This is a genomic window from Kangiella profundi (assembly GCF_002838765.1).
In the GTDB taxonomy this organism is placed as follows: Bacteria; Pseudomonadota; Gammaproteobacteria; order Enterobacterales; family Kangiellaceae; genus Kangiella; species Kangiella profundi.
Map to the genome: position 1 here is coordinate 2,072,139 of NZ_CP025120.1, position 26,309 is coordinate 2,098,447.

The 26,309-nt window shown below is 44.3% G+C and carries 21 protein-coding genes; 12 read left to right on the forward strand and 9 right to left on the reverse strand.

Going from position 1 to position 26,309, the window contains the following annotated elements; all coding sequences use genetic code 11:
* The first annotated feature begins 79 nt into the window (after window positions 1–79).
* Both CW740_RS09710 and CW740_RS09715 read left to right on the forward strand, forming a co-directional pair.
* Window positions 80–682 (forward strand): malonic semialdehyde reductase, encoded by a 603-nt coding sequence (locus CW740_RS09710; protein WP_188459677.1) that lies wholly within the window; start codon window positions 80–82, stop codon window positions 680–682.
* Window positions 683–715: 33 nt separating this feature from the next.
* Window positions 716–1,603 carry a BPSS1780 family membrane protein gene (locus tag CW740_RS09715; RefSeq protein WP_106647312.1) on the forward strand — a complete coding sequence of 296 codons (888 nt, stop codon included), beginning with the start codon at window positions 716–718 and terminating at the stop codon, window positions 1,601–1,603.
* A gap of 53 nt (window positions 1,604–1,656) precedes the next feature.
* Here CW740_RS09715 and CW740_RS09720 read toward each other — a convergent pair whose 3' ends face one another.
* Window positions 1,657–4,089 carry a S9 family peptidase gene (locus tag CW740_RS09720; RefSeq protein ID WP_106647313.1) on the reverse strand — a complete coding sequence of 811 codons (2,433 nt, stop codon included), beginning with the start codon at window positions 4,087–4,089 and terminating at the stop codon, window positions 1,657–1,659.
* Window positions 4,090–4,277: 188 nt separating this feature from the next.
* Between CW740_RS09720 and CW740_RS09725 the strand changes: the two genes are divergently transcribed.
* Window positions 4,278–6,011, forward strand: coding sequence for a M28 family metallopeptidase (locus tag CW740_RS09725; RefSeq protein WP_106648147.1), 1,734 nt, complete (start codon window positions 4,278–4,280; stop codon window positions 6,009–6,011).
* Between the two features lie 191 nt (window positions 6,012–6,202).
* Complete coding sequence (locus tag CW740_RS09730) at window positions 6,203–7,900, forward strand: GGDEF domain-containing protein (RefSeq protein WP_227523843.1); 1,698 nt, start codon at window positions 6,203–6,205, stop codon at window positions 7,898–7,900.
* 77 nt (window positions 7,901–7,977) lie between these two features.
* Here CW740_RS09730 and CW740_RS09735 read toward each other — a convergent pair whose 3' ends face one another.
* The gene (locus tag CW740_RS09735; RefSeq protein ID WP_106648150.1) at window positions 7,978–8,787 is read right to left on the reverse strand and encodes an SDR family oxidoreductase; all 810 of its coding nucleotides are present in this window, start codon (window positions 8,785–8,787) and stop codon (window positions 7,978–7,980) included.
* Between the two features lie 173 nt (window positions 8,788–8,960).
* Between CW740_RS09735 and CW740_RS09740 the strand changes: the two genes are divergently transcribed.
* A complete protein-coding gene (locus tag CW740_RS09740) occupies window positions 8,961–10,250 on the forward strand; it encodes a Glu/Leu/Phe/Val family dehydrogenase (protein ID WP_106647315.1) in 1,290 nt (429 codons plus the stop codon).
* Window positions 10,251–10,332: 82 nt separating this feature from the next.
* Here CW740_RS09740 and CW740_RS12640 read toward each other — a convergent pair whose 3' ends face one another.
* Window positions 10,333–10,542: a GDCCVxC domain-containing (seleno)protein gene (locus CW740_RS12640; RefSeq protein WP_106647316.1), complete on the reverse strand. Its 210-nt coding sequence runs from the start codon at window positions 10,540–10,542 to the stop codon at window positions 10,333–10,335.
* A gap of 131 nt (window positions 10,543–10,673) precedes the next feature.
* Window positions 10,674–11,579 (reverse strand): transcriptional regulator GcvA, encoded by a 906-nt coding sequence (locus CW740_RS09750; protein WP_106647317.1) that lies wholly within the window; start codon window positions 11,577–11,579, stop codon window positions 10,674–10,676.
* A gap of 466 nt (window positions 11,580–12,045) precedes the next feature.
* Here CW740_RS09750 and ctlX point away from each other — a divergent pair, with 466 nt between their 5' ends.
* The 3 genes from ctlX (at window position 12,046) to CW740_RS09765 (ending at window position 15,530) form a co-directional block, all read left to right on the forward strand.
* Window positions 12,046–12,996, forward strand: coding sequence for a citrulline utilization hydrolase CtlX (ctlX, locus tag CW740_RS09755; RefSeq protein ID WP_106648153.1), 951 nt, complete (start codon window positions 12,046–12,048; stop codon window positions 12,994–12,996).
* A complete protein-coding gene (locus CW740_RS09760; protein ID WP_106647318.1) occupies window positions 12,996–14,024 on the forward strand; it encodes an AraC family transcriptional regulator in 1,029 nt (342 codons plus the stop codon). Before ctlX ends, CW740_RS09760 begins: the two co-directional genes overlap by 1 nt.
* A 93-nt stretch (window positions 14,025–14,117) precedes the next feature.
* Window positions 14,118–15,530: an amidohydrolase family protein gene (locus tag CW740_RS09765; RefSeq protein WP_106647319.1), complete on the forward strand. Its 1,413-nt coding sequence runs from the start codon at window positions 14,118–14,120 to the stop codon at window positions 15,528–15,530.
* A gap of 60 nt (window positions 15,531–15,590) precedes the next feature.
* Here the strand turns inward: CW740_RS09765 and CW740_RS09770 are convergent, their stop codons facing one another.
* Together CW740_RS09770 and CW740_RS09775 are read right to left on the reverse strand one after the other, a co-directional pair.
* Complete coding sequence (locus CW740_RS09770) at window positions 15,591–16,898, reverse strand: DUF819 family protein (RefSeq protein ID WP_106647320.1); 1,308 nt, start codon at window positions 16,896–16,898, stop codon at window positions 15,591–15,593.
* 48 nt (window positions 16,899–16,946) lie between these two features.
* Window positions 16,947–17,414 (reverse strand): Mpo1 family 2-hydroxy fatty acid dioxygenase, encoded by a 468-nt coding sequence (locus CW740_RS09775; RefSeq protein ID WP_106647321.1) that lies wholly within the window; start codon window positions 17,412–17,414, stop codon window positions 16,947–16,949.
* 180 nt (window positions 17,415–17,594) lie between these two features.
* Between CW740_RS09775 and mscL the strand changes: the two genes are divergently transcribed.
* Complete coding sequence (mscL, locus tag CW740_RS09780) at window positions 17,595–18,002, forward strand: large-conductance mechanosensitive channel protein MscL (protein ID WP_106647322.1); 408 nt, start codon at window positions 17,595–17,597, stop codon at window positions 18,000–18,002.
* 93 nt (window positions 18,003–18,095) lie between these two features.
* On the opposite strand, the gene CW740_RS09785 is transcribed toward mscL, so the two are convergent.
* The 3 genes from CW740_RS09785 to CW740_RS09795 all read right to left on the reverse strand — a co-directional run bounded on the left by CW740_RS09785 (window position 18,096) and on the right by CW740_RS09795 (window position 20,653).
* A complete protein-coding gene (locus CW740_RS09785; RefSeq protein WP_227523844.1) occupies window positions 18,096–18,959 on the reverse strand; it encodes a 1-aminocyclopropane-1-carboxylate deaminase/D-cysteine desulfhydrase in 864 nt (287 codons plus the stop codon).
* Window positions 18,960–19,117: 158 nt separating this feature from the next.
* The gene (locus tag CW740_RS09790) at window positions 19,118–19,513 is read right to left on the reverse strand and encodes a hypothetical protein (protein WP_106647324.1); all 396 of its coding nucleotides are present in this window, start codon (window positions 19,511–19,513) and stop codon (window positions 19,118–19,120) included.
* A 183-nt stretch (window positions 19,514–19,696) separates the two neighbouring features.
* A complete protein-coding gene (locus tag CW740_RS09795; protein WP_106647325.1) occupies window positions 19,697–20,653 on the reverse strand; it encodes a PstS family phosphate ABC transporter substrate-binding protein in 957 nt (318 codons plus the stop codon).
* Between the two features lie 509 nt (window positions 20,654–21,162).
* On the opposite strand from CW740_RS09795, the gene CW740_RS09800 reads away from it, so the two are divergent.
* From CW740_RS09800 to fabA, 3 genes are all read left to right on the forward strand, one after another.
* On the forward strand, window positions 21,163–23,226 hold the full coding sequence (locus CW740_RS09800) for a cytochrome D1 domain-containing protein (RefSeq protein ID WP_106647326.1): 2,064 nt from the start codon (window positions 21,163–21,165) through the stop codon (window positions 23,224–23,226).
* A gap of 124 nt (window positions 23,227–23,350) precedes the next feature.
* Entirely contained in the window at window positions 23,351–25,576 is a 2,226-nt protein-coding gene (locus CW740_RS09805; RefSeq protein WP_106647327.1) for a TonB-dependent receptor domain-containing protein, read from the forward strand.
* Window positions 25,577–25,778: 202 nt separating this feature from the next.
* Window positions 25,779–26,303, forward strand: a complete 525-nt coding sequence (gene fabA / locus CW740_RS09810) for a bifunctional 3-hydroxydecanoyl-ACP dehydratase/trans-2-decenoyl-ACP isomerase (RefSeq protein WP_018624167.1) — start codon at window positions 25,779–25,781, stop codon at window positions 26,301–26,303.
* Window positions 26,304–26,309 lie beyond the last annotated feature (6 nt).

The window sequence follows — 26,309 nt, forward strand, 5'->3', positions numbered from 1 at the left end:
CCTAACAAGCAATAGGGACTGTATTATCGTTAAACTATGCGTAAAATGCACCCTAAACACAGTAAAACAAGAGGATTTTATGTCACGAAATATTACCGAACCACTTTCCCAGGAAGCCTTAGATACATTATTTTTAGAAGCCCGCACCTACAATGCCTGGCAGGACAAAGAGGTTTCCGATGAACTTCTGCATAAACTTCACGATCTGGTAAAGATGGGTCCTACGTCTGCAAACTGCTGTCCGATGCGCGTCATCTTCGTGAAAAGTGATGAGGCAAAAGAAAAGCTGAAACCATGCCTAAGCGAAGGAAATCAGGACAAAACCATGTCAGCTCCAGTCTGTGCAATTATCGGTATGGACATGGAGTTCTACGAAAAACTGCCTAAACTGTTCCCCCACACTGATGCCAAAAGCTGGTTTGTCGGCAAAGAAAAATTCATTGAGTCCACAGCGTTCCGTAATAGCTCACTGCAAGGTGGTTACTTCATTCTAGCTGCGCGTGCACTTGGTCTGGATTGCGGTCCAATGTCTGGCTTTAACCAGAAAATGGTGAATGAGACATTCTTTGAAGGTACAAGTATCAAAGCCAACTTCCTGTGTAATTTAGGTTATGGCACCGAAGAAAACCTCTTCCCACGCAGCCCACGCCTGGACTTTGATGAAGCCAACAAAATTCTATAACAATTAGAGCATTTTAAATAACAAGGAAAAGCAATGGATAAGAATGACGAATTTATTCATGTAGATGAGGAGCAGACTCCACAACCGAATAGTGGCCAGGCACAGGTGGTTTCGCCTGGCCGTGGTTACCATTGGGTTGAGCGTTCTCTTTCTGAAATTTTTGTTCCCCATTTTGGTAAATGGTTTCTGGCAGGCCTGATCTATAGCATCGTAACCACGGTGCTGCCTATGTTGGGAGCAGCCATCGCCATGCTGGTTCTGATTTTGAATCCGATGTTTCTTGCTGGTGGATATCTGGGCGCAAACAAAGTTCAGCAAAAAGCTGGTGACGTAACGCCACAGCAATTCTTTGAGGGCTTTAGCCATGCGCGCAAATTCGGCCTGTTAATTTACTGTGGTCTGTTTGCACTTGTTGGTACAGTGATCGTGTTTTTATTCGTTAACTCCATTGGTACCGAAACTCTGCAGTCGATTAACTGGACACTGTTACAGTCTGGCGGCAATCAGGTAGCGGTAGAAGCCGAGTTGAAAGCTTTAGCTGATATATTTGGCCCCTATATGCTTTGGATCTTTCTGGCATTTGTTGCCATTTCACTAGCCAACTGGTTTGCACCAAATCTGATTCTTTTCGCCGAACAGAATCCACTATCCGCACTACTAAACAGCTTCATCGGCGGTATTAAAAACATTTTACCGATGATAGTACTAGTACTGGTATTGATTGGACTGGGTATTGCTGTTGGCCTGATATCCATGATTGTTGGAGCTCTGGTATCAGCAATATTGCCGCCTCTTGCTGCAGACTTGTTATTGAGTACATTGCTAACAGCTGTGCTTATGCCTGTCATGGTCGGTGTTGGTTATATGTCTTATCGGGAAATTTATCTGGGTGATGTGAAGAAATCTCAAAATACCCTGTAGTTTTTCAAGGCATAAAAAAAGGCTTCCGAGTGGAAGCCTTTTTTGTATCCACTTTATTTCAAGTGGCGTTCAAACAAGTAGTAAATACGTTTATATTCATCCAGCCAGCTTGATGGTTCTGTAAAACCATGTGGCTCGATTGGATAAATTGCAGTTTCAAAGTATTCAGTCTTTTCCAGTTCAATTAATCGTTGAACCAGACGAACTGTGTCTTTGAAGAACACATTGTCGTCAACCATGCCATGAGCAATCAGCAACGGCTTATTCAAACCTTCGGCAAACTCAATGGGTGAACTGCGCTCATAAGCAACTGGGTCAACCTCTGGGGTATTCAAGATATTAGAGGTATAGCCATGGTTATAATGCGCCCAATCTGTCACTGGTCGTAGCGAAGCACCAGCAGCAAACTCATCGGGGGCCGTGAATAATCCCATAAAGGTCAGAAAGCCACCGTAGGAACCGCCATAGATTCCCACTTTTCTGCGATCAACGTTTACATTACTGGCCATCCAGTTAGCGCCATCCTGCAGATCCACTACTTCCGGTGTACCCATTCGGCGATAAATGGCTGTGCGCCAGTCACGACCGTAATTGGCTGATCCGCGATAATCAATATCCAGCACCACATAACCCTGTTGAGTCAGGAAGCTGTGGAACATAAACTCACGGAAATACAGTGACCAGCCCTGGTGTGCATTCTGCAAATAACCAGCACCATGAATGAAAATTACAGCAGGATATTGCTCCGCTCGCTCGGCATCAAAATCTGCTGGCTTATACAAACGCGCATGAATTGGCATATCAACATCGCGCGAAGGGATTTCTACATACTCTGGCTGCGTCCAGTTGACCGACTTGAACTCATCGGAAACGGTATCGGTTAACTGAGTTGCTTCCCCACCCTTAGCAGAAACCAAGTAAAGATCGGCGGGTCTGGTCGCCTCAGAGTGCTCAATGATCAGCTGAGAGCCATCAGGTGATAAGGTATAGTCATTTAAGCCGCCTAAATTAGTCACGGCTTGTGATTCACCACCATCTACCGCTACTCGATAGACCTCGAAAATTCCAGGATGCTTTTTATTGGCTCGATAGTAGAAGAATTTATTGTCCGGCGATAAGTTAACTGAATCAACCACATAACGACCTTTGGTCAAAGCATCAGCACTACGATTCAGCGTTTTGGTATAGAGGTGACTAAAGCCGGATTCTTCAGAGGTGTAATAAATCGATTTGTTGTTAATCCAGCCAAAATCATTGAAATTCCAGTCATTGATCCAGGCTTTATCACGCATATGGTGCTGGTTTTCCAACTCTTTATCATCAAAGTCGATAGTCGCAATCCAGCGATCTTTGTTGTCAGCTGAAAACAGCATAAACAATGCATTATTCCCGTCTGGCGACCACTGAAGTCCGCGGTCTGAACCCCAGTTAAAGATGGAAACATTACGGATACCCTCATGAGCCTCGTATTTCTTGTCCTGTCTACGCGCGGTGTCTCGCTTAATATCCGCTAGTGGATCATCTTCTATGTAAGGTAGGTCCTCGTAACTCAGCTCGAATTGCTCACGGGTTTGCAAATCCAATAAATGTAGAGTCTCATGGCGAGGTTCATAAGTACCTACTAACGCTCGCACCTCTTGATTTTCAACATAGCCATCTTCTGTCACAAAGCGCGGCATGTTGTCAGACTTACCGGTTTTATCAGACTTGTCATAGGTACCAACAATCACATAACGACCATTGGGCGACAGACTCAGTGTGCGAATTTCTTTATCTTTGCCCAAATACCAGGGTTGTGGTGCGTCGCGCTCAGAGCTTTCGGCAATTTGTTGCTTGCGCTTTTTATCATGCTCGCGCTGCTCCTGCTGCTGACGAATGTAGTCAAAATAACGCGTTTGCTGCTCATCAAGGAAACTCTTTTCCTGTTCTTTATCAGGATTTTCTTCCAGACGAACATCCACCAAATGGCTAATCAGGCCATCATTGAGGTTGATACTGTAAAAACTATTGCCCTGGCGATATGCAACACTTTGATTTCCAATAAAAATTGGAGTCCCTTCATTTTCAAGTGTCTTTGTCAGTTGGCGAACTTCACCGGATTCCAGATAGCGTACATAAAGATCGCCATTGAGATTGTATGCCTTTAAAAGTTTATTCTGACTTAAAACGCCATTACTGCCATCTCGCTCAAGCAGTTCCTTATCACTCAACTTCTTGGTCTGTTTGCTGGTGAGGTCGAGCTGATACCAGGCTTTCTCTTTATTGCCTACCAATTTCTGCTGGTAGTAAATGCTCTGGCCATCTGAGTGCCAATAAGCATTCTCAGGTGCATTGCCTATCCAGTCCGGGTCCGACATAACTTTGTTCAGGGTTAACGGCTGAGCCTGAATGGCTGCCGATGCCGCTGTCGATACCGCTGTCGATACCAATAATGCGCAACCCAGTAACGACTGTACCAGTCTCTGGGGGATTAGCTGTTTTTTCATGAATGGGACTCTCTACTCTACAAAACAAGTGCAACTAGCTTACCCAGCATAGCCCCCCAGTCAAGCTTTGCTGTGTAACCGAAAGTTATCCATAGCCGTTTTGTGACTTCAAGTTGAGTTAATCAGCATGCATGGGTAATATGAAACGCACTTTTAAACCTATAACAGCTCGAAAACAGGATCAGATAATGAAACAATCCTTATTAGCACTTTCGATAACAGCGCTATTTCTGTCTGCTTGCGATGACAAGCAACAGGACAATGCGCAGCCTGAGAGCACTGAACAAGCACAGGTTCAGGCAGCTTCTACGAAAACCACACCTGCTCAGTCACAGGACAGCGGTAAACCACAGAACAGTTTTTTAACTGCCTACGACAATATTGACCTCGAGCAATACAAAGCGCGTGTAAAATTCATGTCCACCGATGACTTTCAGGGTCGCAGCCCTGCAACAGAGGGTGGCCGTAAAACCGTTGAGTTTCTTGCCAGTGAATTTAAAAAGCTGGGTTTAGAGCCGGGTAATGGTGACAGCTACCTGCAACAGGTTCCGCTGACCAGTATCGAAGCCGATGCCAACATGGAACTGCAACTGGGCGATAACACTCTGAAATTCCCAGAAGATTTCGTCGCCAACAGTAGCAAACTTGAAGATACGGTAACTCTTGATAAGTCTGAGCTGGTATTCGTCGGCTTTGGTATCGTGGCTCCAGAATACAACTGGAATGACTATGAAGGCCTTGATATGGAAGGCAAAACAGCGGTTATTCTAGTCAATGACCCAGGTTTCCACACCCAGGATCCAGCGGTGTTTGAAGGCAAAGCCATGACTTACTATGGCCGCTGGACCTACAAATACGAAGAAGCTGCCCGTCAAGGAGCCGCTGGCGCCATCATTATCCATGATACAGCACCTGCGTCCTATGGCTGGAACGTAGTTTCTAACAGCTGGTCTGGCCCACAATATCATCTGGCCGAAGCTGGAAACGATCCGAAACTTGATGTTGAAATGTGGATTACTTATGACCAGGCTCAAAACCTGTTCAGTCAGGCCGGTTTAAATTTAAGCGAACTTCAGGAAGCAGCCTTAAAGCCAGATTTTAAACCGATGCCAATTGACGCCACAGCATCAGTTACCGTCCGTAACACCATTTCTAAATCTGAATCTCCAAACGTTATCGCAACCATTCCAGGCAAAACCAACCCAGACGAGCACGTAGTCTATATGGCGCACTGGGATCACCTGGGTATGAACCCACATCTTGAAGGCGACCAGATTTTCAATGGCGCCATAGATAATGCAACAGGTACCGCTGGTATCATCAGTATTGCGCAAGCATTTATGGCACTTCCTGAAAGACCGGAGCGTAGTGTGACATTTATTGCGGTCACTGCAGAGGAGCAAGGCCTGCTTGGTTCTAAATACTACGCTGCCAATCCAACCGTACCCATGAACAAAATTGTTGGCGCTTTCAATATCGACAGCATGAACGTAAGTGGCCGTGTTAAAGATTTAACCGTTGTCGGATTCGGCAAGTCAGAAATGGAAAACTATGTTGAACAGGCAGCTAAGCGCCAGGGCCGTGAGTTAGTACCAGAAGCCAGTCCTGAGCGTGGTGGTTACTACCGCTCCGATCACTTCAGCCTGGCCAAGCTTGGTGTACCAGCCATTTATGCAGGTGGCGGCACTGAATATCGAGAAGATCAGGATATGGCTCTTATCGAAAAACACAATGCAAAACGTGGCGAATGCTACCATCAGGCCTGTGACGAATATCAGGAAGACTGGGCTTGGGAGGCTGCATTAGATGACGTCAAAGTCTTCTTTGAAGCAGGCTACCTGTTAAGCAACAGCGGTGATTACCCGAACTGGAACGAAGGCACCGAGTTTAAAGCTATTCGTGACCAGAGCATGGAAAAGTAATACCCTTTCGTGAAAAAACTTTAAGCCCAGACATGCTCTGGGCTTTTTCTTTGAGTTCCGACATACCTCTAGCACTACTCCAATAAACTGGTATAGTGACTACATAAGTATAAAACCAAACAACTTTACTGAATTTAGCTTGAAGGAATATTAGGTCTTTTGACCTTGAGAGGCTCATGAAGGAGGGGCTGTTGATTCGTTTATTGTTTGTATTTTTTGTCTTGCTATTCGGTACCCTGCAACCGCAGGCAGCTACTGCTGTAGAAACAAGCTCGACCATAGACTCTTCTATGACTCGATTTGATATCGAGCAGATTCCTTTTGTATTGAAGAGCGAATGGCAGATTTGTCGTTACTCACCTCCTAAAACTAACCATTACGATTGTCGCACTAGCTCCGTTCCAGACTCGATTGAATCAGCTTTTCCTGGGCTTGATGGTTTTGTTTTTTATCGAGTTCAATTTTGGATTACTCGCAAGCTTGAGCATCAGGCTTTAGGAATTTATATACCTCAGGTTCGCGACGCGGATAAACTCTACATCAATGGTCATCTGATTGGAGAAACTGGGCAGTTTGCGCCAAACTTTGAGAAGGCAACTCTCTATCAACGCCGTTATCCGATTCCATCCAGCATTCTTAAGTTCGACCAAAGCAACGAACTGATTATTAAGGTCTACAACCATGCCCGTCCTGGAGGACTGGTTATGGGCGCACCGGTAATTGATAGCGTCAAAAACATATATAAGCAAACTGCAACACAAGAATCTATGCTGATGATATTTATCGGTATGATACTGCTGATTTCTGCGGTGCAAATTTTTTATTATCTGGCTCAACCGGAGCATCGTGAAAATTTGCTGTTTGCGATTCTCTGTGTGTTTGAATCCATTTATCTGTTGACCTACTCTCAGGCCGCACTGGACTCAGGAATTAACCTTACCAGCATCTTCCGTATCAATATGCTGCTGTTTGCTATCCTCACGGTAAATTTCTTTCTGTTTGTTTCCAGTTTCTTTAAGCAAAGCATTCCTTGGATAATTAAAGGGATTCTTACCGTTATTCTGTTACTGGGGATTGTCAGCGTGACGATCCTGCCCATTGACTGGATTTACTATATTCTACACATCATCCAATTGATCAGTGTATTTATTCTGGTGCCCTATTATTTCTATATTTTTTACCGAGCAAAGCTTCAGGAGCTACCCTATGCAAGCTTGATGACCAAAGTTTTGGCTTTGTATATTTTCACGGTTCTGATCGACTTTGCCATTGACCAGCAGTGGTTGCCACTTTTTGTAACAGGTATAGCAGGACTGCTGTCACCAATATTCCTGATTACCGTTTTTATTGCCATCACCTTTATCCTGATTCATAAGCACTGGCTGTATTACCGACATGCAACTTATGATTATCTAACCAACTGCCTGCGCCGCTCTTCATTTGAGCAACGGTTAGCTGAAGAAATTCATCGTATTCATAGAACAGGCCAGTCAATCGTTGTGGCATTGATAGATATTGATAACTTTAAGCAGATAAATGATGCGCATAATCATCTGGTGGGTGATCAGGTGTTGCAGGCTGTGGTGAATCGGACGCGTGCCTCATTACGTGACTTTGATTTGCTAGGGCGATATGGCGGTGATGAATTTATTGTTGCCGCTGAAGTATCGGATAAAAAAGATGCTACTCAGCTACTCAAGAGAATCCATAAAAACATTACTTCTCATGCAGTCATCGATAAAAACAATAAAGCGATTGAAGTCAGCATTACAATAGGGGCTGTTGTTGCTGAAGCTTCCGACTTGGTTACCGCACTGCAAATGATTGAGGAAGCCGACGATATTCTGGTCAGCGGAAAAGTAAAACAAAAAGGCCATATCCATATCTGATGTTGGCCTTTGTGACAGTTTTATGTCTCTAATTTACTTGCTTAGAATGAATTCCTCTCGTTAACCCATTGACCTCGCTAAGTAACTTTTGCGCTGCGAACAATTCGCGCAAATAACCTTGGGAAAAACCGTTTCAGGTAAACCGCGTTCGTTTCTCTGCCACCAATAAAGGCTTCCGCTTTTCCCTTCCGCCAGGCTTTTAAAATTTTCTCGGCGCAAACTTCAGGACTCATACCATGCTCCTGTGCATCATCCATCTTGTTCTGTTCCGAGCCATCTGCGAGCAATGCTTTATAGGTTAAATTGGTTTTGATAAAGCCCGGATAGATGGTCGTGAATTGCACGCCCTGACCATGCAGTTCAGCTCGTAAACTGTCCATATATGCTGTTACTGCATGCTTGGAAGCTGCATAGGCAGAACGTAATGGTGTCGTAAACTTTCCAACCAGTGAACTGACCGTAATCACACCACCTTGCTTACGCTCCAATAAATGAGGCAGTAAACTTTGAGTCAGCTTTACGGTTCCAAAATAGTTAATTTCCATTAGGCGACGATGCACTTCAAGATCAGTTTCTAGCACTTTTGAGCGTTGGCTTAATCCTGCATTATTAATTAGTATGTCGATGGGGCCATATTCATTAATGATCTGAGCTACTAGCGAATCAAAATGTTCACTGTGTGCCAAATCCAGCTCAACGCAGTGATGCCGTTCGGAGTGCTCACAATTAGCTTTGACCCTCTCCAGCTCATCCATTCGACGCGCCGACAAAATAAGTCTGGCTCCTTTCTTCGCCAACACATAAGCCAGTCCTTCGCCAATTCCAGAAGAAGCTCCCGTCACCCAGACAGTTTTGTGCTGAAATGAGGCCTGTTCGCTACTACTCATCGTATTACCTATCATGATATCAAGCATTAACCATAAGCCTATTTATAACGAATAATCATAGCTCCGACCACTCCTCTTTTTTGCTAAGCTAATTTCACATCACTTTTCTGACGTGCTATAACCTCCCCACTTACGGAATTCTAAGCACGAAATTAACAAATATAGGATTTTCAATGTCTGATCAGGTCTATCAGGATGCGATTACCCGTGTCCGTCGAGTCGGCGAAAGCGCCGGTGTCAATCATGAAGTTATCGAAGCCCTAATGCACCCGATGCGTACCATGGTCGCCTCACTTCCAGTGCGCATGGATGATGGCTCAACCCAGTACTTTACTGCCTACCGTTGTCGCTATAACAATGCCCTAGGGCCAACAAAGGGCGGCATCCGCTACCACCCCGACGTCAATCTACAGGAAGTTCAGGCATTGGCTTTGTGGATGACCATTAAATGTGCTGTGGTCGGCTTGCCTTATGGCGGCGGCAAAGGCGGTATTACGGTTGACCCGAAAAAACTTTCGCGTATGGAACTTGAACGTCTATCGCGCTCATACGTTCGTCAGATGGCTGACGTTATTAGCCCAGACCGTGATATCCCAGCACCGGACGTCTATACCAATGAACGAATCATGGGCTGGATGATGGACGAATACGAATACATCACCCGCAAAAAAGCACCGGGGGTCATCACCGGTAAACCATTAAGTCTTGGTGGAAGTGTTGGTCGTGACGATGCAACTGGTCGCGGCGCCTACCTGTGTATCTTGGAACTTGAGAAAAAACATAACTGGAAGCCGGAAGAGATTACCGTAGCAGTGCAAGGTTTTGGTAATGGTGGCTATCATGCCGCTCGCCTGTTACATGAGCGCGGTTATAAGATTGTTGCGATCAGCGATTCGCGTGGTGGCATTTTCTCAAGCAATGGCTTTGATGTGCCTAGCATCTACAAAGAAAAGCAGGCTACTAAGCAGGTTAAAGCGGTTTATTGCACACACTCGGTCTGTGAACAGGTTGAACACACAGCCATCAGCAATGAAGAATTGCTTGAGCTTGATGTTGATATCCTGATACCGGCAGCACTGGATGGCGTTATCGGTGGACACAATGTCGAAGACATCAAGGCCAAATACATCGTTGAAGTTGCCAATGGTCCTGTTATAAGTGATGTTGACGACACATTGCATGACAAGGGCATCCATGTCATTCCGGATGTTCTCGCCAACGCAGGCGGTGTTACAGTGTCCTATTTTGAATGGGTACAGAACCGCTCTGGATATGCCTGGGATCTTGCTACAGTGCATGAGCGACTTGAAAAAATCATGTCTGAAAGCTTTAACCGCATCTGGGACCTGGCTAAAGAAGAAGGTCGCAGCATGAGAAATGCTGCTTATACTCATGCCATGCGTAAAATTGGTGAAGCCATTGAAGCTCACGGTACTCAGGATTATTTCTCGGTTAGAGATTAATAATCATTGTATCTATATAAAAATACCCTTGTCGCTCAGAGTAGTGGCAAGGGTACCTTTCTCGATTAGTCATCAATAGCGGTTACTGACAACAAGCGTCTCCTTGCTGAATTGGTGGGCACTTCACGCTTCCATATGAGCAGTACACACAACAATCTCCCTTTAATGGCTTCAACAATGTTTTGCAGTTCGGACATTCATAAAACCACTGGCAAAAATTGGTTGGCATTATTTCTTCTGATTTCTCACCGCATTGAGGGCATGTAATAGTTGATTCTAAAATTAATTTCACACTAAACCTCCAAAGCTATCCAAACCTTCATTAGTAACTGATAATTAACACTACAACCTATTCCTAACAATTTAAATTAACAATAAAAAAAAGCCCCAGTACAAGACCAGGGCTTTGACTAACAACATGGATTAGAAAATCACATCGTCATCCATATCTTCATTAACTTTTGAGAGTAACCACTCACGAAAAGCAACCACTTTAGGGCGATCATAGGAGTTCTCTGGGCAAACCAAATCGTATGAGTAGCCACTGTCGACCACAATATCGAATGGGGCAATCAGACGACCCGTTTCGATATCCATCTGTGACAGTACGCTGTGTCCCATTGCAATACCCTGACCATGACGGGCGGCCTGCAACACCATACCTGAATGACTGAATACAGGGCCATGGTCGAGATTGACGCCAGTAACATCAGCATGTTTCAACCAGGTTCGCCATTCGTCAGTAGTCGCATCATGCAACAGAGTAACATTCTTAAGATCATCAGGAGATTTAAGATTTTTCTTTGCTGGGAAATCTGGCGAGCAGACTGGTGTCAGGTGCTCTTCAAACAGCACATCGCAACAAAGGCCATCGTACTCGCCTTTACCATAGTAAATGGCGATATCGATATCTTCGCGTACAAAATCAACTTCCACATCAGAGGCTTTGATACGAACTTCGATTTCTGGGTGTAGCTCACCAAACTCAGCAAGGCGAGGAATTAACCATAAAGTAGCAAAAGTTGGGATAACACAAACGGTTAATGACCCGGTCGCACCCTGTGCTTTAACCTGCTCGGTAGCATTGACCAGCTTCTCAAAGATATCGCGAATCTTTGGCCAATACAGTTGGCCCTCATCTGTCAGGAGCAGTTTTCTATTTCGACGAATAAATAACTGCACACCCAAAAAGTCCTCTAAGGCCTTGATTTGGTGACTGATTGCCGCCTGAGTTACGAACAACTCCTCAGCAGCTTTAGTAAAACTCAGGTGTCTTGCGGCCGCTTCAAAAGCTCTTAAACTGTTGAGCGGTGGTAAACGTCTAGACATCGCCTCTCCTTGCATTAGTTTTTTTTATACAACACATAAAAATATATCGTTTGAACCTGGTCTAACAAGTGGTTAATATTTGACCTGTCTCAAGGAGCCACCCCAGAAAGCCTTTATTTTTAAAGGATTCTGCAAAGTCAAATATGCATCGAATGAAGCTATTTTGACAAACCTTAGTAGCTCAAGGCAAACACTTTATAAAATTTTTTTAATGCATATTGTAAAATTTTATGAAGACAGTTCTCGACTTAACATTGTTTAAGTCCTCAGGAGAGGAACTCCTGTAAGTTGGTAATTTGGTTTATTGGTTTCATTGACTGACTCCTTTGTTTAGCGAGCGGGCATTAATTATATACCTACCCCCATTTGGTCCTTATGTTCCGCGGATTGCTAATAAATGGCTTGCACCTTGCAAGCCTTTTTTTTATCTTGCAACTTTCCAAGCTACCCGGCAAAAAAGCCAATCATGACCAACAATCAAAACCAGACCACTCACTCTGTCATCATGGTGCCTCCCACCGACTTTGCCTATAACGAGCAAACCGGTGCCGATAATGAGTTTCAAAATAAGCCCAACCAGGCACAAGAACACATACGCGAAGATGCATTGTGCGAATTCAATGAAATGGTAAATCGTTTACGTGACGAGCATATTGAAGTTTTATTACTTAATAAACACGCTCAGAGCCATCAGCAGTTACCTGAATTGCCGGATGCGGTATTCCCCAATAACTGGTTCTCAACCTCCAGCGACGGCACTCTTACGCTCTACCCCATGAAGACGCCCAATCGACGCGCCGAAGTTCGTCCCGAAGAACTAACCCAACTTCTCAATCGTAACGGTTATCAGGTTCACAAAACGGAACACGTCGACAAAAATCATCAACAGATACTGGAAGGTACTGGCTCTATAATCTTCGACCATAAAAACCAGATCGCCTATGCAGCCATTTCAGAGCGTTGCGACCTATCCCTGTTCGAAGACTACTGCCAACAAAGAGGCTATGCCCCAATCAGTTTCAACAGCCAAAGCAGTAACGGCAAACCCTTCTATCACACTAACGTAATGATGAGTGTCGGCGAACACTTTGTAGTGATTTGCCTGGACTCAATCAAAGATGAAAAGCAAAAGCAACAGCTGATAGATAGCTTTGCCAAGACCAAAAAGGAAGTGATTGATATAAGCTTAGAACAAACCGAGAAAAACTTCTGCGGCAATATATTGCAGCTGAATAACAACAAAGGCGACAAAATCATCGTCATGTCTGAGAGTGCTTATCAGGGCTTTTCAAAGCAACAAAAGGCTAAACTTGAAAAGCATGGCAAGTTGTTGCCCTGCTCAATTCCCACCATTGAATCTGTGGGTGGCGGTAGTGCACGCTGTATGCTTGCTGAGAATTTTCTTAAAAAAGTCTAATGGATAGCTATTCACTGGTTCCGGTCAACATTCTGCAAATTGTATTTTTTACATTAACCAGCTTTGGCGCTTTATTAGTTGCCAATCAGCGTCGGTATCAAGGCCTTTTCTGGTTATTGATAAGCACCTCCGGTTTAATGGTATTTAATCTTCTGGAAGAGACTGGAGTCAGTGAATATCTGGTTAGCCCGGTATTTTCACTAATCTGCGGGCCCTTATTTTATTGGTTTGTCAGGCAGCTGGTGTATGCAAAGACAGCACAACCTAAACATTACCTACTTCACCTGATACCTGCTGTTGTAGCACTCCCTTTTACTCATCTACCGCAACTGGTTCTGTTAGTTGGAACTCTCAGCCAGCTAGCCTATTTCACATTAAGTGTACTACTTGTCCGCCAATATCATAGAGCCAACCAGGAGTTGCGCTCAGATGCCTACACCCTCCAACTTAAATGGCTCAGTAAGTTGCTGGTAGTAGTTATTGTGTTGAGCATTGTTGATTTAACCAGAGTGAACTTACAGCCCTATCTGCCCATCCCATTACTCAAAACCTGGTACTTTTACATGCAGCTGGCTTACTTCATTCTTTTTGGTGTGTTGATATTCAAGGCAATGCGACAGCCTGAAACTTTCCAGTCTCTCTCTGAGTTTGAGGCTATCGAAGCAACGACATCTAAGCCAATAGAAGATAAAGGCCAGGCGGTAACTTTATTTAATCAGATTCACCAATACATTTTGCAACAACAGTCTTATTTGCAGCCTCGCCTTTCATTGAAGGACTTACATAGAGAGCTTGGCATTAACGAAAAAGAATTATCATGGGCTATCAATAACGGCAGCCAGCATAATTTTTGCGATTACATCAATCAGTTGCGTGTTCAACACTTCAAGTCGCTTTCCCAACAAGATAGCCGCGTAAGCATTCTGCAAATGGCAATGGATTCTGGTTTTAGTTCAAAGTCTTCTTTTAATGCTGTATTTAAAAAACATAGTGGTTTAACGCCCAGCGAATACCTCAAGTCTTTATAAATCCCAGCTTAATTAAGTCCAGAATCATCTTTCAGGACGAATTTAACACCAGTTTCTTACAGACTCAGGGTTTTCACTACTGGAGAAAACCTCATGCATCGTCTCAAGTTCATTATTAAGTCTATTGTCGTAGTGAGTATTATTTTACTCCTGACAGTACTTGCATCCGTTCCTTATGCTCTTTACAGCCCTCAATCACCAATCGTCAATGGTATTACCGCTAATCGTATTCTGCTCAAGAACGTTAATATCCTGTCCGCTGACTTTAAAAGCATATTGCCTCATCACACTGTTGTAATAGAAGACGGTATCATCACAAAACTTCCTGAGAGCACTCCAGCTGATGATAATTTTGATCTAGTTATTGATGGGCATGGTCGCTACTTAATGTCGGGACTGACCGACGTTCATACCCATATTTATGATCGAAGCGATTTATTACTGAATCTTGCCCATGGAGTTACTCAGGTTCGCGTCATGCATGGCCTCAAGCTGCAACTGGCCCTAAAGAAAGAAATACAATCTGGCATTACCATTGGCCCGGACATGTTGGTTGCCAGCCCAGCAATAAACCAACGCAGCCAATATGCGGCCTCCGAGTTTCATACTTTTATAGAGTCTGAATCCGAGGGACATCAACTGGTCAAAGCATATAGCGAAGAAGGTTATGATTTAATCAAAATCTATGACGGTCTGAGTCGAGAGAACTTTACAGCTATTAGCCATGCCTCTGAAAAATTTAATATCCCTTTTGCTGGTCACTCTCCATTCGCTGTTTCCCTTGATCAGCTTCTGGCTTCAAACATTCAAAGTATTGAACATATAGAAATGCTGTATCAGGCAGCTCTAAACTACTCCCGTGAACAAAGTGACCTGGATGCTTTAATTCTTACTTTAAAACAAAATCCAAAACCTGTTACCACAACTCTGATTGTGTATGACGAGTTAGCGCAAGCTGCAGAGTTAAAGTCTGAATACCTTGAAAGCAAACCGATGGAATATATTCCTGATGTTATAGAGAGCATTTTTTCTCCGGGGATTGAGCACATCATGCAGGATAAGAACCCAGAATCCTGGCGTTCAAAAGCAGATTATTTAGGTTTAATGGCTAAGCAACTTTACGCTGCCAATATCCCTATGCTTCTCGGCTCCGATGCAGGGGCCAACTATACTATAAATGGCATTGGCGCTATCCAGGAAATGCAGCTTTTGAAGGGTTATGGGGTTCCAGCTGAGTCTATTCTTATTAGTGCCACGTTGAACCCGGCCAACGCTCTCGGACTTAGCAACAACGGACAGGTAGCCGAAGGGTACAAAGCAAACCTCATTATCACCGACACAGATCCCAGGACTGATTTATCAACATTCTATGAGCTCAATGGACTGATTAAAGACGGTATCTATTATGACAAGAAAGCTATTTTGCAGATGAAATTAAAAGCCAAAGAGCATATGCCCAGTTATGAATTCCTGGGATGGTATTTAATCAATTGGTGGCAAAGTTAAGTTTCACGACAAAAAAGCCCCTCGCATGGAGGGGCTGTTTTTAGTTTCTAACTTTAAAGACTAACCGCCGACTACGGCTCGCATCATAATCGCGGTGGCAATCGCACCGACAGAACCTACGGCGTAACCTAAAATTGCCAGTAGAACACCAACTGGAGCTAATGATGGGTGGAAAGCTGCGGCAACAACTGGCGCCGATGCTGCACCACCGATATTGGCTTTACTGCCTACCGCAATGAAGAAGTAAGGAGCTTTGATTAGCTTAGCGACCACAAACAAAATAATCACATGAATCATCATCCATACCAGACCAATGAAGAACACCTGATAGTGATCGAAAATCTTGGTCAAATCCATCTTCATACCAATACTGGCCACTAGAATATAAATAAACACCGTACCAATTTTGGTTGAACCGGCATGTTCAATTTGACGCAGCTTAGTCTGCGACATGATAAGCGCTAAGACAGTACTGGCAATAATGATCCAGAAGAAGGCACTTCCGAAACCAATATTATCAAATATCTTATAGGCCGTACTTCCCTTCTCTACAGATCCAAGAATCCACTCAGGGAAATAAATACCAGCCAAATGAGCAACACCAACTACAGCAAAGGCCAGACCAAGGATCATTTTATAATCTTCGAAGCTGGCAATACGCTCATTCTCGCGAGTATATTTTTCAACAGTAACTTTTAGCTCTTCAATACTGGAGTTATCCGCCTTCATCCACTTATCGATGGAATCTGATTTTTTGATCATAAATAACAGGGCAACCATCCAGATTTCAGCTACCAATACGTCCATTACCGCCATGGTGCCGAACAGTGTATCGCTAACTTCATAGAGAACCTGCATCGAAGCCTGGTTAGCACCACCACCAATCCAGCTACCGGCAACGGTTGCTAGACCGGCCCAGATTTCCTCGCCTTTTGGCACTGCCTGGTCGGTAATACCAACCCACTCAGGAGCAACAAAGGCAAATAGAAGTACTGCAAGTGGGCCACCAATGATGACGCCAACCGTGCCTGCAAAGAACATCGCTACTGCACGCCAACCAAGGCCAAAAATCTTTTTAAAATCAATGCTTAAGGTAAGTAGAAACAAGCTGGCAGGTAACAAATAGCGTGAAGCAATATGGTAAATATTGTCAGCACTGGACTTCTCAAAGAAGCCAAGCGTATTCAGTGCACCAGGGATGAAATAACACAACAATAACGCTGGGATGTGTTTGTAGAACTTATGCCAAAAGCCTTCGCCGCGACTGGCGGTATAAAAAATTAAACCTAATACAGCCATTATCAAGCCGAACGTCACTGCGTCAGACTGAATAAGAGCTACTTTCTCAGTAGTTTCTGTTACTGCCATTAAAATATCCCCAAAACTTAAATTGGTTAAAATTCAATCAATTTTAAATTAACGTAGCCAGCCGATTTGGCGCAGGAAGTAATTCATTTCCCAGGCAGGGCCGACTAAAAGAAATAGTAAATCTTTAAAAAATGAAGGTTTTTTACCCTCAATATGATGCCCGATAAACTGACCAATCCAGGCTATGATAAAGACAACCAAAGCAATTTGCCACAATGGTATCGATACCACGCTTTCCAGCCAGTAAGTGAACCATAACATCAGGATAGATACCAACAACATGCCGCTAAAAATCTTCCAGCCAAAACTGATGTAGAACAGTTGGGCCACGGCGACAAATAGAACCGCCCAATTAACAAGAGGGTGTAACTGGAGAGCCTGTGGAACGGGAATTACCCATAAGAATGCCAAAACCGTCCACATAATGGTTGGAACACAAATCCAATGCAGTAATTTGTTGGTTGGATTACGGTGACTTTCGCTGTACTCAGCAATCCACTCCTGTCCGCTACGCATAGCCTACCCCATATATTGACCTACGAATTTGCCCGATGATAGCACAGAAAATCGACGATTAGCGCAAGCTTGACGCAAATTCTGATTCCTCAAACGCTTGAACCATGCTATTAAATTTAAAGCGACAGCTCAAAGTCGCTTACTGATGTAACAACAATCACAATTTAAGGGGAACAAATTATGGGAATGGTCAGTGAATTCAAAAAATTTGCCATGAAGGGCAATGTGGTCGATATGGCAGTCGGTATTATCATCGGCGGAGCCTTTGGCAAGATCGTGAGCTCATTTGTCAATGACGTCTTGATGCCGCCACTGGGGATATTATTAGGTGGTATGGACTTCAAGGACCTTGCATTTACCATCAAGGAAGCTAGCGGTGATCAGGCTGCAGTCACTCTGAACTACGGTAGTTTTATTCAAACAGCTGTCGACTTTATTATCATTGCCTTCGCCATATTCATGATGATTAAGGCCATGAACCGACTGTCGAAAAAAGAAGAGGAAAAGCCAGCAGCGCCACCTAAGCCATCAGCTGAGCAGGAATTACTTACAGAAATTCGTGATTTATTGAAACAGGATCGGGTTTAGGCTTTCTTTAATTGCCTAAGATAATGCTCAAATGACAGAGGCGGCCTCACTGATACCCAAAGGGCAGGATCGCCGCCTCTACCAAAACCTACACTATCGCATTCCCTGCAAACCACCAGTATGGATCATTAACACCTTATCCCCCTGCTTCACTCTTCCCTGCTCCACAGCATCTTTTATTGCAAGTAAGCACTTACCGTTATAAACCGTATCAAACTGAACATCATTATGCTGATGGAATTCATTAACTAATAACTCAAGTTCTGAATTCGATTTAGCAAACCCCCCACAATGATGCTCGGTATCAATTCGCCAATTAGACTGCGGCTTCAGGTAAGGCTCCAACTGATCCCGCAGGTAGTCAGCGCCAGAAAAAGCCGCGACGCCAGTGACTCGGCTTTCGGGACATGCTTTGGCAACCCCCACTAAGGTTGCTCCAGAACCAGTTCCTAAAAAGATATGGTCATAATGCTTATCCAGCTCCTGACCAATTTCTTCAACTCCTTTAATTGCAAGCTCGCTGAACCCACCTTCACTTATCCAGTAACTATTAGGAAACTGCTCAGAGAAATGATTCCACTGAAAGCTATGCCGCAACTGTGCATAATCCACTCGGTTGGTAAAGATCAGTTCCATACCCCATTGCCGGCAGTCCTCCAGAGTGGGCGTTAAACGTTGTTCTTTATGAGCACGCACAAATGCGGCAGTCCTGAAGCCCAGCTCTTTTCCTGCAAAAGCCAGAGCATGCAAATGATTTGACCAGTTGCCGCCCATGGAGACCAGGGTTTTACAGTTTTTCGCCTGAGCATCTAATAAAAGGTATTTTAGTTTTCGCCATTTATTGCCGGAAACAATCGGGTGGATCAGGTCATCACGCTTTATATCCAGCTCAATATTCCGCTCTGCCAAGAACGACATCTGAACTTTCTGACAACTGGAAGAGTTTACTCTTATCACATCAATTTCCCTGTTGAGTTCCTAATGACTATAACATGCGACTCTTCATTTTTGCAGAAAGCAGGATCGGTATAACATCTAAAATTGATTTCTCACTAACTTAAACTATGAATAAAAAAAGCGCCGTTAAGGCACTCTTTTCAATAACTCATTTCACGCTAACGGTTGGCTTCCTGCCATAATCCTAATTGGATGTCTCTTGAAAGATTAGTGATCCAATTATTGTAGTTTCGATGGATTTCACCGTTTCTATAGTGCAAATTCTGACTATCGACATACTGGATGCTATAACTGGTTGGTGAATAACTAATATTGATTACAGCCGTATGTTGGCGCAAGTCTAGCCTTGCTTCTATTAAGCCGGTATTAACTACTCTCGGCTTCCAGCCCCTCTTGATTGCTGCACCGATAATCACATTTTCAACTTGTTCAACTGATAGAGCAGGTTGACCGGAAACACTATTGACTGGTTCATTACTTACATTATAAACGGGAGCTGTTTTACAGGCGGCAAGCAAAAGTAAACAACTTATTATCGTTAATATTCTTTTCATAAATTATTCCTTATTGAAATTATAGTGGACACACTAGCCGCGCTTAGATTACTAAATATCCCTAGTTAAGAAAAGCATCGCTGTCTTTTTGAAAAAGCTTACCTCACTCCTTTAAAACATTAAAAGCAAAAAAAACCGGCTCAATTGAGCCGGCTAAACTTATTACTACAGGGTTTGGTTTTATTACTTCATCAATTTTTGAAGTTCTCTTTCAGCAATGCTGGCTGGTAATGGAATGTAGCCATCTTTAACAACCACTTCCTGACCCACTTTAGAAAGAACCATTTTCATAAACTCTAACTCAATTGGTGAAAGTGGCTTGTTAGGGTGCTTGTTAACATAGACAACTAACTGACGACCTAATGGGTATTTTCCAGAGATTGCATTCTCAGCGTTGGCTTCGTAAAACTCACCACCAGCTTTCTTTGCTAATGGTACCGCTTTTACACTTGAAGTACGGTAGCCATAACCTGAGTAGCCAATAGCGTTTTTAGACAAGCCTACAGACTGAACCACTGACGCAGAACCAGGTTGCTCGTTTACGCTGTTTTTAAAGTCACCTTTACACAAAGCATGTTTCTTAAAGTAACCGTAAGTACCCGATACTGAGTTACGACCATAAATCTGCATATCGCCTAAATCAGCCAAGCCTAAATCAGCCCAGTTAGAAATGTCTTCGCCACCACACTTACGCGTTGAAGAGAAGATACCGTCAACTTGAGCAATGGTCATGCCTTCGATTGGGTTATCTTTGTGTACATAAACTGCCAATGCATCAATCGCTACGGCGATAGCTGTTGGCTTGTAGCCGTGTTTCTTTTCAAAAGCTTCCAGCTCTTTATCCTTCATTAAGCGACTCATAGGGCCGATATTTGAAGTACCTTCAGTCAATGCAGGTGGCGCTGTAGAAGAACCGGCTGCCTGAATCTGGATATTAACGTTAGGGTATTGACGCTTGAACTCTTCAGCCCAAAGGGTCATCAAGTTAGCCAATGTGTCCGAGCCAACGCTTGAAAGGTTGCCAGAAACACCGCTGGTCTTCTCGTAAACAGGAAGCTTTTCATCAACTTTAGCGTGCGCTACGCCAGCAGAAAATGCTGAAACTGCAGCAACTAAAGCAACTTTTTTAAATAGATTCATTTCATTTCTCCAACTTAACTATATTGGGTATCAGTCGCTAAAGTTCTCCTGATACCGATTATGATTAACAGACGCCGTTAGTATGATTGTGCTTTATTAAAAGGATATGACTTAAATATGACGCTTTTATGACATCTGTTTGCTTGTGAGCCTGCAAATATGAAACCAAGTCATAACCCATTCCAAAACGGCCTCACCAACCATTGCCAGCTATCCTAAACCTGATATGTGTCAGTTTGATGAAATGGTTAAATTTCAGACAAAAATCATGATAAGTGATTGATTTAACAGTGAGGGCGTGTATATTTTGAACAGAGCTGTCAATTATGGCAGTCTTAGAGGCATGGAAATAACATCTTTAGGAGTAGGAGCACATCTATGTCAAGCACCCAGATTAAGCAATACAGCGAAATTGTTACAGCTTGTTTGATTTAGATCAGAAACACTCCATCGACACTCTCTAGAATATTCAATGGGATCAGGAAGAAATATGTCCTAAGGAGGGCACAATGAACCAATCACTCTCAGTCAAGCTGTCACTTGTCAGTTCAGCGTTAGCGCTTATGCTTTTTACAAGCAATACAGCGCAAGCATCTGATGATGGTAAAAAAGCTTACGAGGCAAATTGTCAGGCCTGTCACCAACCTACGGGACAGGGTTTAGCTGGCGCTTTTCCTCCACTCGCCGATAACCCCAATCTATCACCAGCATATGTTGTAGAAACCATCCTTAAAGGTAAGTCTGGGCCGTTGGAGGTTAAAGGGCAGAAATACAATGCTGTAATGCCTCCTATGCAGCATTTATCCGACGAAGATATCAAAGATATTGCCAATTATGTTCTCAGCTCCTGGGGCAATGATCTAGGCAAAGTCAGCGAAGATGACGTTAAAAAAGTGCGCTCGGGCGCAGGTCTAGGCGATCGCTCAGCCGGCAAACCTCACGCTGAAGCAACAGCCGCCGAAGTAGCCTATAAAGGCGCGCCATCGACTGTTGATGGCAGCAAAATGGTGGTCACACCCGGAGCACCGCCGATCACTGAAGATGAGTTCGAAACTGCGCAAAAAATCTATTTCCAACGCTGTGCCGGCTGTCACGGTGTATTACGCAAAGGCGCTACAGGTTTGCCTTTAACGACCGATATTACCCAGAAAAAAGGGACTGACTACCTTAAAGCCTTGATTAATTTCGGTTCGCCACGCGGCATGCCTAACTGGGGAACATCGGGCGAACTAACCGAAAAAGAAATTGACCTTATGGCCCGTTTCATTCAACACGAACCTCCAGTGCCACCTGAATGGGGCATGCCTGAAATGAAAGGCAGTTGGAAAGTTGTTGTTAAACCAGAAGATCGTCCTAAAAAACCACAGCATAATTACGATGTGGACGATATGTTTGCAGTGACGCTACGTGATGCTGGTGAGGTTGCCATTATTGATGGTAAAAGCAAGAAAGTGCTGAACTATGTCAAAACCGGTTATGCGGTACATATTTCTCGCGCTTCAAGCTCAGGTCGTTATTTCACTACGATTGGTCGTGATGGCAAGATTGACCTGATTGACCTTTATATGAAAAAGCCGGACGTAGTTGCGACCATCAAAATTGGTCTGGAAGCTCGTTCCGTTGAAAACTCACGCTACAAAGGCTACGAAGATAAGATTGCCATTGCAGGCGCTTACTGGCCACCGCACTATGTGTTGATGGATGGCGAAACTCTGGAACCTAAGAAAATTGTTTCCACTCGTGGCATGACAGTGGACACTCAAGAGTACCACCCTGAGCCACGCGTAGCAGCAATTGTAGGTTCGCATAAACACCCTGAGTTTATCGTAAACGTTAAGGAAACTGGCCAGATCAAACTGGTCAATTACTCTGACATCGATAACCTGCAGGTGACTACCATTGATGCAGCACCGTTTCTGCATGATGGTGGCTGGGACAGCACACAGCGCTACTTCCTGACTGCGGCCAATGAAAACGACACCATTGCGGTAGTGGATGCCGAAGACCGTGAACTGGAAGCATTGGTTCCAGTGGATCGTATTCCTCACCCAGGCCGTGGCGCTAACTTCATTGATCCTGAAAATGGTCCAGTATGGGCAACCAGTGCCTTAGGTAATGCGAATATTACCCTGATTGGTACTGACCCAGAAAACCATAAAGATAACGCCTTTAAAGTCGTGCGTATTCTTGAAGGCCAAGGCGGTGGTTCGCTGTTCATCAAGACTCACCCTAAATCAAAGAACTTGTGGGTGGATACTCCATTGAACCCTGACACCAATGTCAGTCAGTCAGTGGCGGTGTTTGACATCAATAACCTTGATGCAGGTTTTGAGACCTTGCCAATTGCCGAATGGGCAGACTTAGGTCCTGGACCAAAACGTATCGTGCAGCCTGAGTACAACAAGGCGGGTGATGAAGTCTGGTTCTCAGTGTGGAGCGGTATGAAGGAGGAATCTGCGATCGTCGTAGTTGATGACAAAACTCGTAAGCTGAAACATGTCATTAAAGGACCAAAGATCGTGACTCCAACAGGTAAGTTTAATAACTACAATACACGTAACGAAATCTACTAGGCGTAACCATTAAGCTAGCTGCTTGAAACCTGAAAGTTACCAAGGTTTTATCAGCTAGCTTTTTTATGAATGACAATGGTCAACAGACCCTAAAACTCCCGCGCATCAGGGTAAGCGAGATGTTATGACAAGAAGACCGTTCAAAAGAGCTGGTTCTAAACTCTATCTAGCCACATTATTAGCCAGTACCTTTGCTCTACAACCAACCGTATTATTAGCAGCTCAATCAAACTCAACAGACACTTCAGACCAGGTTTCTGAACAGGAAGATACTGAAGTGATAACCATCGTTGCTCATCGCCAACCAAGAAATATTTCACAAGTGGCCGGCACCGTTACCATCATGGATCAGGATTATATTGAACGAAACATTGCTCTAAATATTGATGATCTGGTGCGCTACGAGCCAGGCATTGAAGTGGACGACAGCAGTACCCGCTTTGGATATGGTGGCTTTCGAATCCGCGGTATTGGCGGTAATCGCACTGTCACTGTAGTGGATAATGTACCAATTGCCGATAACTACAGTGTTGGTAACTTTGCCAACTCAGGGCGCGGTTTATTTGAACTAGGATTAGTCAGTCGTGTTGAAGTATTACGCGGCCCTGCGTCCACGCTGTACGGCAGTAAAGCACTTGGTGGCGTGGTTGCCATGAACTTGCTTGATGCTTCCGATATCTTGCAGGGCGACAGTCAGGGCAACTGGCTAAGAGCTGGTTATAACACCGACAGCGACCGATATAACCTGGCGCTGGCTACCGCTTTTGAGCAAGATGATTTTTCATTACTGATCGCTGGCGCAAAACAATACGGCCATGAAGCGGATGTGGCTAATTTGCCCGCTGGTACTACAGCAGATGAGCAGAACAGATCGCAATATGCAGGCTTAATCCGCGCGGCCCTGGAAACCGATTATGGGCGTTTCAGACTATCTCTTGATGGTCTTGAGGATGAGCGTCAAACCGATATCAATGCAGTTCTTGGAACTGGGCGATTGGCCAACACTACTTCAATGATTGGCGATGATAGTCGCGATCAAACCCGCGTCTTACTTGATTACCATTTCACCGAACTGGGATTTGTTGATCAGGGCACCTGGCGGCTTTGGCATCAGAAAAGCGAAACTGAACAGGACACCTTTGAAGAAAGACTATTGGCTCCAACACCGGTCAGCCTGGTCAGAGAATTCAACTATGACCATAAGACTTCAGGAATCGGCGCCGATCTGGAAACTCTTATCGAAAGTGGTGAGCTGACTCAGCGCTTAGGCTATGGCTTTGAATTCAGCGATACGGATTTAACTGAACTGCGCAATGCATCGCAAACCAATCTTGATACGGATGAAACCACTAATATCGTGCTTGGCGAAGTGTTTCCATTACGCGATTTTCCGAAAAGCACCGTTCGTGAGCTAGGCATCTACATTCATGATGAGATTGAGTTGTGGCAGAACGGTCTTGTCATCAGTCCCGGCTTACGTTACGAAAATTATGAACTGAAAGCGAATAATGATGCCTTATTTGACAGTCAGTTCCCCGACGCAAACAAAACCAATCTGACTAGCGATGCCTGGCTACCCAAGCTTGGCTTGTTGATGCCCTTTGGTGAGAACATGGAATGGTTTAGCCAATACGCCAGAGGACATCGTGCGCCGCCATTTGCAGATGTGAATATTGGCCTTGATATCCCCATGTTTAATATTCGTGCCATCTCTAATCCCGATCTGAAATCTGAACGAGGTTATACTTTTGAAACGGGACTACGCTATCGTGGCTCGGACACTCAGGCAGAATTTGCCCTATTCCACAACCGTTACAGCGACTTTATCCAAAGTCGGGCATTCGTTGGCTTCGATGCTGGTACCATGATTTTCCAGTCTATTAATCGCGATAAAGTCATCATTGAAGGTAGCGAATTTAGGCTCAAACACTATTTCAGCGATACCTTGTCGACCGATGTGAAACTCGAATATATTCGTGGAGAAGATAAAAATACTGGCGAACCCATCGCGGAGGTGCGCCCGCCCATGGCTGTTGTAGAATTGAGCTATATGCCAACATCAATGAGCTGGGAAACACGCCTCGTCGCAACTGCCAGCAGATCACAGAAAGCGTTATTTGACGCACGTGATACTGAGCTTTTCTCAGCACCCGGTTACACCAGTTATGACTGGATTACTCGCTGGTTCCCAGCTGATGATCTGCAGTTGAGTTTAGGCATTTTTAACCTGACTGATAAAACCTACTGGCGCAATAGCAATGTGGCTAACTATCCAGCTAATGACCCAACTCTGCCGCTGCTGGCAGAACCTGGTCGCAGCGTAGCCGCCAGCGTCATTTGGAGCTTTTAGGAAACGAGTCCAGCAACTCGTAGGGGCGGGTCAATGTGCCCGCCTTTTATGACCTCCATCAAGATTACAACAATCAGTAATCCCTTATTTAGCAAGGTCAAACCAGTAACCCCCTCATAAACAGGCATAATGCCTACCCATTGGCCTATTATCTGATTAACTTTAGGGCCAAACAGTAAATTCACATCACATAAGGTGTTTCATGCAACAAACTAATCACTATTCCTACGATGAGCTCATCGCCTGCGGCAATGGCCAGTTGGTAGGACCACAAGGCAATCAATTATCGCCTTTACCTTTACCTAATATGCTGATGATGGACCGTATCACTACTATCACCAATGAAGGTGGTGAATTTGGCAAAGGCTTCATCGAAGCAGAACTCGATATTACGCCAAAATCCTGGTTTTTTGACTGCCACTTCAAAGGCGACCCAGTAATGCCTGGTTGCCTGGGTCTTGATGCCATGTGGCAGCTCACTGGCTTCTTTCTATCCTGGTTAGGCGAACTCGGTAAAGGCCGTGCACTAGGCTCAGGTGAAATCAAATTCTTTGGCCAGGTTCTACCCGCGGCTAAAAAAGTCATGTATCGTATCGACATCAAACGTGTGATCCGACGCAAACTAAAAATGATAATTGCTGACGGTTCGGTTTCCGTAGATGGTAAGAAGATATACACTGCGGAAGACCTGAAGGTCGGAATTTTCGACAGCGTCGAATCCTTCTAACCCAAA

Excerpts from the sequence above, each read along its gene's own strand:
- CW740_RS09710 (WP_188459677.1), top strand. The coding sequence starts at position 80 with ATGTCACGAAATATTACCGAACCACTTTCCCAGGAAGCCTTAGATACA.
- CW740_RS09715 (WP_106647312.1), top strand. The coding sequence starts at position 716 with ATGGATAAGAATGACGAATTTATTCATGTAGATGAGGAGCAGACTCCA.
- CW740_RS09720 (WP_106647313.1), bottom strand. The coding sequence starts at position 4,089 with ATGAAAAAACAGCTAATCCCCCAGAGACTGGTACAGTCGTTACTGGGT.
- CW740_RS09725 (WP_106648147.1), top strand. The coding sequence starts at position 4,278 with ATGAAACAATCCTTATTAGCACTTTCGATAACAGCGCTATTTCTGTCT.
- CW740_RS09735 (WP_106648150.1), bottom strand. The coding sequence starts at position 8,787 with ATGAGTAGTAGCGAACAGGCCTCATTTCAGCACAAAACTGTCTGGGTG.
- CW740_RS09740 (WP_106647315.1), top strand. The coding sequence starts at position 8,961 with ATGTCTGATCAGGTCTATCAGGATGCGATTACCCGTGTCCGTCGAGTC.
- CW740_RS09750 (WP_106647317.1), bottom strand. The coding sequence starts at position 11,579 with ATGTCTAGACGTTTACCACCGCTCAACAGTTTAAGAGCTTTTGAAGCG.
- ctlX (WP_106648153.1), top strand. The coding sequence starts at position 12,046 with ATGACCAACAATCAAAACCAGACCACTCACTCTGTCATCATGGTGCCT.
- CW740_RS09760 (WP_106647318.1), top strand. The coding sequence starts at position 12,996 with ATGGATAGCTATTCACTGGTTCCGGTCAACATTCTGCAAATTGTATTT.
- CW740_RS09765 (WP_106647319.1), top strand. The coding sequence starts at position 14,118 with ATGCATCGTCTCAAGTTCATTATTAAGTCTATTGTCGTAGTGAGTATT.
- CW740_RS09770 (WP_106647320.1), bottom strand. The coding sequence starts at position 16,898 with ATGGCAGTAACAGAAACTACTGAGAAAGTAGCTCTTATTCAGTCTGAC.
- CW740_RS09775 (WP_106647321.1), bottom strand. The coding sequence starts at position 17,414 with ATGCGTAGCGGACAGGAGTGGATTGCTGAGTACAGCGAAAGTCACCGT.
- mscL (WP_106647322.1), top strand. The coding sequence starts at position 17,595 with ATGGGAATGGTCAGTGAATTCAAAAAATTTGCCATGAAGGGCAATGTG.
- CW740_RS09790 (WP_106647324.1), bottom strand. The coding sequence starts at position 19,513 with ATGAAAAGAATATTAACGATAATAAGTTGTTTACTTTTGCTTGCCGCC.
- CW740_RS09795 (WP_106647325.1), bottom strand. The coding sequence starts at position 20,653 with ATGAATCTATTTAAAAAAGTTGCTTTAGTTGCTGCAGTTTCAGCATTT.
- CW740_RS09800 (WP_106647326.1), top strand. The coding sequence starts at position 21,163 with ATGAACCAATCACTCTCAGTCAAGCTGTCACTTGTCAGTTCAGCGTTA.
- CW740_RS09805 (WP_106647327.1), top strand. The coding sequence starts at position 23,351 with ATGACAAGAAGACCGTTCAAAAGAGCTGGTTCTAAACTCTATCTAGCC.
- fabA (WP_018624167.1), top strand. The coding sequence starts at position 25,779 with ATGCAACAAACTAATCACTATTCCTACGATGAGCTCATCGCCTGCGGC.